Genomic DNA, 6,088 nt, shown 5'->3' with positions numbered 1-6,088 from the left:
CGGTCGACACGACGGGCGCCCCTTCGGCGTATCGGACGGGTCAGGACTCGAAGGTCGCGGCCAGTGCCTCGGCGAGGCCGGGCACCAGGTCGGGGCCGGTCAGCACCTCGGTCGCGGTGTCCTTCTCGCGCAGCCGGATCGCCGCCTCGCGACCGCCGCGGCGCAGCACCGCCACGGTCATCCGGACCTCCTGGCGGTCGGGGTGTCCGGCCACCCACTTGGCGAGCTGCTTCTCGCTCAGCCCCTGCGGCACCTGGGCCTCCGCCGACGGGGGCAGCATGAGCCGCTCCACGGTCAGGGCGCAGCCGGCCACGGCGTCGGGCCAGGCGATCGTGCCGAGGAACTCGTCGAGGGCCTTGCCGCGCGGCAGCTTGTCCTGCTCGATCGGGGTGTAGGCGGTGGCGTCGTCGCCGAGGCCGAGCTGGGAGGCGAGCCGGGGCTCGCTGGCGCGCAGCCGTGCGGTGTCGACCAGGGCGAACAGGCGGGCGGGCTGGTCCCAGCCGAGGCCCGACGCGTACTCGTCGATCTCGAGCACCGCGCGGGTGAGGGGGCTGGTGGCCATCGGGGGGCCGGAGGGGGAAACGTTGGACATGACCAATATCCTGCCTCGTCTTCCCCTGAAGACGGGAACTAGGTAAAGCCTCAGTAAGTTGCATCAGTGGGCTCTACGATCGCGGGGCCTGCTTTCAGACGCATCAACATCGAGGGGCGCACGTTGGCTTTCCAGATGCCGGACCGCGGCGGGAGCCCGTCCGGGCCAAGGATGAGAGTCGGCCGGCCGTCCCGGCGGGCCCGTACCCTGCTCATGACGCTCGGCGTGCTGGCCGTCCTGGCCATGGCGTTCGTCATGTTCGCCGGGTTCTGGACGGACTGGCTCTGGTACCGCTCGGTCAAGTACTCGTCCGTGTTCACGACGACGCTGTGGACCAAGATCGGTCTCTTCGCGGTGTTCGGTCTGCTGATGGGGCTCGCCGTCGGCCTGAACATCTGGCTGGCGTACCGCCTGCGGCCGCCGCTCAGCGCGATGTCCCTGGAGCAGCAGAGCCTCGACCGCTACCGGATGGGTCTCGCCCCGTTCAAGAAGTGGGTGCTGCTCGCGGTCACCACCCTGGTGGCCCTGATCGCCGGCGCCTCCGCCTCCGGGCAGTGGCGGACCTGGCTGATGTGGGTCAACGGGGTGAAGTTCGGGCAGAAGGACCCGCAGTTCGACCTCGACGTGTCGTTCTACGCCTTCGACCTGCCCTGGTACCGCTTCCTCCTCGCCTTCGGCTTCGCCGCCGCCGTCCTGTCGCTGATCGCCGCCGCGCTCACCCACTACCTGTACGGCGGACTGCGGATCACCAGCCCCGGTGCCCGCGCGACCGCCGCCGCCACCGGCCACCTCTCGGTGCTCCTCGGCGTCTTCGTGTCGCTGAAGGCCGTGGCGTACTGGCTCGACCGGTACGGCCTGGCGGTGAAGTCCAGCGACTTCAAGGCGACCGGCAACTGGACGGGCCTGCGGTACGTCGACGCCAACGCGTACCTGCCGGCGAAGACGATCCTGTTCTGCATCGCCGCGATCTGCGCCGTGCTGTTCTTCGCGACGCTCTGGCGCCGCACCTGGCAGCTGCCGGTGATCGGCTTCGGCCTGATGGTGCTCTCCGCGATCCTGATCGGCGGCCTCTACCCGGCGATCGTGCAGAAGTTCCAGGTCCAGCCGAACGAGCAGGCCAAGGAAGCGCCGTACATCCAGAAGAACATCGACGCGACCCGCAAGGCGTACGCGATCGACTCGACGAAGCCCGAGAACTACTCGGGCAAGTCGACGGTCAAGGCCAAGGACCAGCTGCGCACGGACGCCGACACGGCGGCCGCCTACCGCATCCTCGACCCGAACATCGTGTCGCCGACGTTCCAGCAGCTGGAGCAGAAGCGGAAGTACTACCAGTTCCCGACGACCCTGGACGTGGACCGCTACCAGGGCAAGGACACCGTCGTCGGCCTGCGTGAGCTCAACATCAAGGGCATCCCGAAGCGGAACTGGATCAACGACCACTTCACCTACACCCACGGCTACGGCGCGATCATGGCCTCGGGCACGCAGACGGACGCCAACGGCTCCCCGGTCTTCACCGAGTCCGGACTGCCGACGACCGGCTCGCTCGGCACGTACCAGCAGCGGATCTACTACGGCGAGAAGACCGACCAGTACTCGATCGTGGGCGGCCCGCAGAAGGAGCTGGACTACGAGGAGACCGGCGAGAAGACCACCAGCTACAAGGAGAAGAGCGGCGTCAGCCTCTCCAGCACCTTCAACCGCGCCGCGTACGCGGTGGCCTTCAGCGAGCCGCAGATCCTCTACTCGGGTGCCATCGGCGACGGCTCGCGGATCCTCTACAACCGCACGCCCAAGGAGCGCGTCGAGGCCGTCGCGCCGTGGCTGACCATCGACGGCGACGCCTACCCGGCGGTCGTCGACGGCCGGATCCAGTGGATCGTCGACGCCTACACGACGACCAACGGCTACCCGTACGCCTCGCGCACCACGCTCGGCGACACCACCGCCGACTCGCTGACCGTCGGCAACCAGCAGCGCACGGTCGTCGCCCAGCAGAACCAGGTCAACTACATCCGCAACTCGGTGAAGGCCACCGTCGACGCCTACGACGGCACGGTGAACCTCTACGAGTGGGACACCCAGGACCCGGTCCTCAAGACCTGGATGAAGGCCTTCCCGGACACGGTCAAGCCGAAGTCCGCCATCAAGGGCGACCTGATGGGGCACCTGCGCTACCCGCAGGACATGTTCAAGGTCCAGCGCGAGCTGCTGACCCGCTACCACGTCACCGACCCCGCGCAGTTCTACAGCGGCTCGGACGCCTGGCAGGTGCCGGACGACCCGACCAACAAGGACGGCAACGCGGTCCCGCCGTACTACCTGAGCATGAAGATGCCCGGGGACACGGCGCAGCGCTTCTCGCTGACGACGACGTTCACGCCGAACGGGCGGCCCAACCTGGGTGCGTTCATGGCGGTCGACGCCGACGCCACCAGCAAGGAGTACGGCCGGCTGAGACTGCTGCGGGTCACCGAGGACGTGCCCGGCCCGGCGCAGGTGCAGAGCAAGCTCAACGGCCTGCCCTCCGTGGCCACGTTCGTCCGGGACATGAAGGGCGCCGACTCGGACATCCAGTACGGCAACCTGCTGACCGTCCCGCTCGACGGCGGCTTCCTGTACGTGGAGCCGGTGTACGCCCAGGGACGCAACGCGCTGTACCCGCTCCTGAAGAAGGTCGCCGTGTCGTACGTGGACGCGGACCAGCCGGACGGTGACACGACCAAGGACACCACGGTGTTCGAGGACAACCTCACCGCGGCGCTCAACGCGGTCTTCGGGGTGGAGGCGCCGACGCCGCCGACGACCCCGCCGGGCACCACCAAGCCGCCCGGGACCACCCCGCCGCCGGCGTCGAACGACGCCGCGCTCCAGCAGGCGATCTCCGACGCCCAGAAGGCGTACGACGCCGGCGAGGCCGCCCTGCAGAAGGGCGACTGGACCGCGTACGGCAAGGCGCAGGAGGACCTGCAGGAGGCCCTCCAGCGGGCCGCGGACGCCGGGGCGAAGCTCAAGACGAGCCCGTCGGGCGGCTGACCTGAGGGTTTCCACCCCGCGTCGTGGTACTGTTGGTTCACCGACGCGGGGTGGAGCAGCTCGGTAGCTCGCTGGGCTCATAACCCAGAGGTCGCAGGTTCAAATCCTGTCCCCGCTACTCAGAGGACAAGGGCCCGGATCCATAAGGATCCGGGCCCTTGTCGTGTGTCGGCGTGCCGGGGGGTGCCGAAGAGCGGTAGGGAAGGGGCGAGTTGGCATGAGGCGTGTTTGACTTGTCTCTCTGTGGGCATGTCGACAAAACGCTGAGTGACCTCACTGGCTGCGGTATACCAGGTGTGCTCGGGTTGCGGGTGGTGCGACGATGGTATTTATGGGGGACAGGGCAACTCTGTTGGAGACAGGGCGGTTTGTGCAGCGGCACGCCAGAAACGCCGCAGACGAGATCATCGAGGCAGTAGGGGCCGTCGATGCGGTCGTCGACACCACCGCCACGACCGGCGCCGGCACCACGGACGCCGACAACGAGACCGAGACCGAGACCGAGGCCCGGCACCGGCGTGCCGCCGAGCGAGGCGACCTCGCCGCGATGAGCGCCCTCGGCGCGCTGCTGCTGCGCCGCGGCGAGCTCGACGGCGCCGAGCCCTACCTGCGCGGCGCCACGGCCGAGGGGGACCGGGCCGCCGCCAACAACCTCGGCGTCCTGCTGCACCAGCGCGGGTACGCTGACGAGGCCGCCGGCTGGTGGCGGGTCGCCGCCGTCGCCGGCTCCGCGCCCGCCGCCCACGCGCTCGGCCGCCACCACCGCGAGCGCGGCGACGAGCCGGCCGCCGAGTACTGGCTCCGCCAGGCCGCCGAACAGGGCCACGCCCTCGGCGCCTACGCCCTCGCCGACCTCCTGGAGCACCGCAGCGACGTCGGCGCCGAGCGCTGGCTGCGCGCCGCCGCCGAACAGGGCCACCGCGAGGCGGCCTACCGGCTCGCCCTCGCCCTGGAGCGCCGCGCCACCGAGACCGTCCGCGGCCCGCACGAGACCGGCACCCGCCTCCGGGTGCCCGCGGGCGCGGGCCCCGACGCGGTCACCGGAGCCCCTCCGGTGGGGCCGGCCGTCGGCGAGCCCGGGGGCGAGCCGACCGAGGCCGAGCAGTGGTTCCGGCAGGCCGCCGCGCGCGGACACCGGCGGGCCGCGCTCCACCTCGGCGCGATCCTGGAGCACCGCGGCGAACTCAAGGAGGCCGGCCGCTGGTACCTGAGCTCCGCCAAGGAGGGCGAGGCCAAGGCCGCCTGCGCCCTCGGCTTCCTGCTGCGCGACGCGGGCGACGAGGAGAGCGCCGCCGTGTGGTGGCTGCGCGCCGCCCAGGACGGCGACGGCAACGCCGCCAACGCCCTGGGCGCCCTGCACGCCGCCCGGGGCGAGCAGCAGACCGCCGAGCGCTGGTACCGGGCCGCGATGGACGCCGGCGACGTCAACGGCGCCTACAACCTCGGGCTGCTCTGCGCCGCCCAGGACCGCATCCCGCAGGCCGAGCAGTGGTACCGCCGCGCCGCCTACGCGGGCCACCGCGAGGCCGCCAACGCGCTCGCCGTGCTGCTGCTCCAGGCCGGCGACGCCAACGGCGCCGAGCCCTGGTTCTCCAAGGCCGCCGAAGCCGGCAGCGTGGACGCCGCCTTCAACCTGGGCATCCTCCACGCCGGCCGCGACGACGACCGCACGGCCCTGGTCTGGTACGAGCGGGCCGCCGCCGCCGGGCACACCGAGGCCGCCCTCCAGGTCGGCATCGCCGCGCTCCGGGACGGCGACGAGCGGACCGCCGAGCGGCACCTGCGCTGCGCGGCCGGCGGCGGCAGCGCCGAGGCCGCCTTCCGGCTCGCCTCGGTACTCGACGCGCGTCGCCCCGAGCCCGGCCCCGCCGTGCTCGGCGCGCCCCGCGAGGAGAAGTCCGAGTGCGAGGAGTGGTACGAGCGGGCCGCCCAGCAGGGGCACCGCCGCGCCCAGGTGCGGGTCGGGATGCTGGCCGCCGGGCGCGGCGACCTCGCCGAGGCCGACCGCTGGTACCGCGAGGCGGCGGAGGCGGGCAGCCGCAACGGCGCCTTCAACCTCGGCCTGCTCCTCGCCCGCGAGGGCAGCGAGCGCGAGGCCGCCCTCTGGTGGACCCGGGCCGCCCGGGCCGGCCACGGCCGCGCCGCGCTCCGGCTCGCGCTGCTCGCGGCGCGCCGCGGCGAGCTCACCGAGGGCCGCCACTGGTGTGCCCGCGCGGTGGAGCTGGGCCCGGCCGAGGTCGCCGAGCGGGCGGCCCGGCTCAGCGAGGCGCTGCACCAGGAGCTCACCGCGTAGCGCTTCGCCGCAATGAATTTGCGCTGGTGACGGGGGACCCGTAAGGTTGGGTTCACCGACGCGGGGTGGAGCAGCTCGGTAGCTCGCTGGGCTCATAACCCAGAGGTCGCAGGTTCAAATCCTGTCCCCGCTACTCAGTAGCAACGAAGGCCCGGATCCGATCA

The 6,088-nt window shown here is 71.6% G+C and carries 3 protein-coding genes and 2 tRNA genes; 4 read left to right on the top strand and 1 reads right to left on the bottom strand.

The window, feature by feature from the left end; all coding sequences use genetic code 11:
* Positions 1 to 40: 40 nt before the first annotated feature.
* Entirely contained in the window at positions 41 to 592 is a 552-nt protein-coding gene (locus ACFCY7_RS39345; RefSeq protein WP_376490889.1) for a PPA1309 family protein, read from the bottom strand.
* 135 nt (positions 593 to 727) lie between these two features.
* Here ACFCY7_RS39345 and ACFCY7_RS39340 point away from each other — a divergent pair, with 135 nt between their 5' ends.
* The 4 genes from ACFCY7_RS39340 to ACFCY7_RS39325 all read left to right on the top strand — a co-directional run bounded on the left by ACFCY7_RS39340 (position 728) and on the right by ACFCY7_RS39325 (position 6,057).
* On the top strand, positions 728 to 3,631 hold the full coding sequence (locus ACFCY7_RS39340; protein ID WP_376490890.1) for a UPF0182 family protein: 2,904 nt from the start codon (positions 728 to 730) through the stop codon (positions 3,629 to 3,631).
* A 44-nt stretch (positions 3,632 to 3,675) separates the two neighbouring features.
* A tRNA-Met gene (locus ACFCY7_RS39335) sits at positions 3,676 to 3,749 on the top strand.
* Between the two features lie 204 nt (positions 3,750 to 3,953).
* Entirely contained in the window at positions 3,954 to 5,924 is a 1,971-nt protein-coding gene (locus tag ACFCY7_RS39330; protein WP_376490888.1) for a sel1 repeat family protein, read from the top strand.
* Between the two features lie 59 nt (positions 5,925 to 5,983).
* Positions 5,984 to 6,057 (top strand) — tRNA-Met (locus ACFCY7_RS39325).
* Positions 6,058 to 6,088 lie beyond the last annotated feature (31 nt).

This window comes from Streptomyces sp. NPDC056361, from assembly GCF_042262805.1.
Lineage (GTDB): Bacteria > Actinomycetota > Actinomycetes > Streptomycetales > Streptomycetaceae > Streptomyces.
Note: the sequence above shows the minus strand (reverse complement) of the source record. Positions and strands in the feature narration are given on the sequence as shown.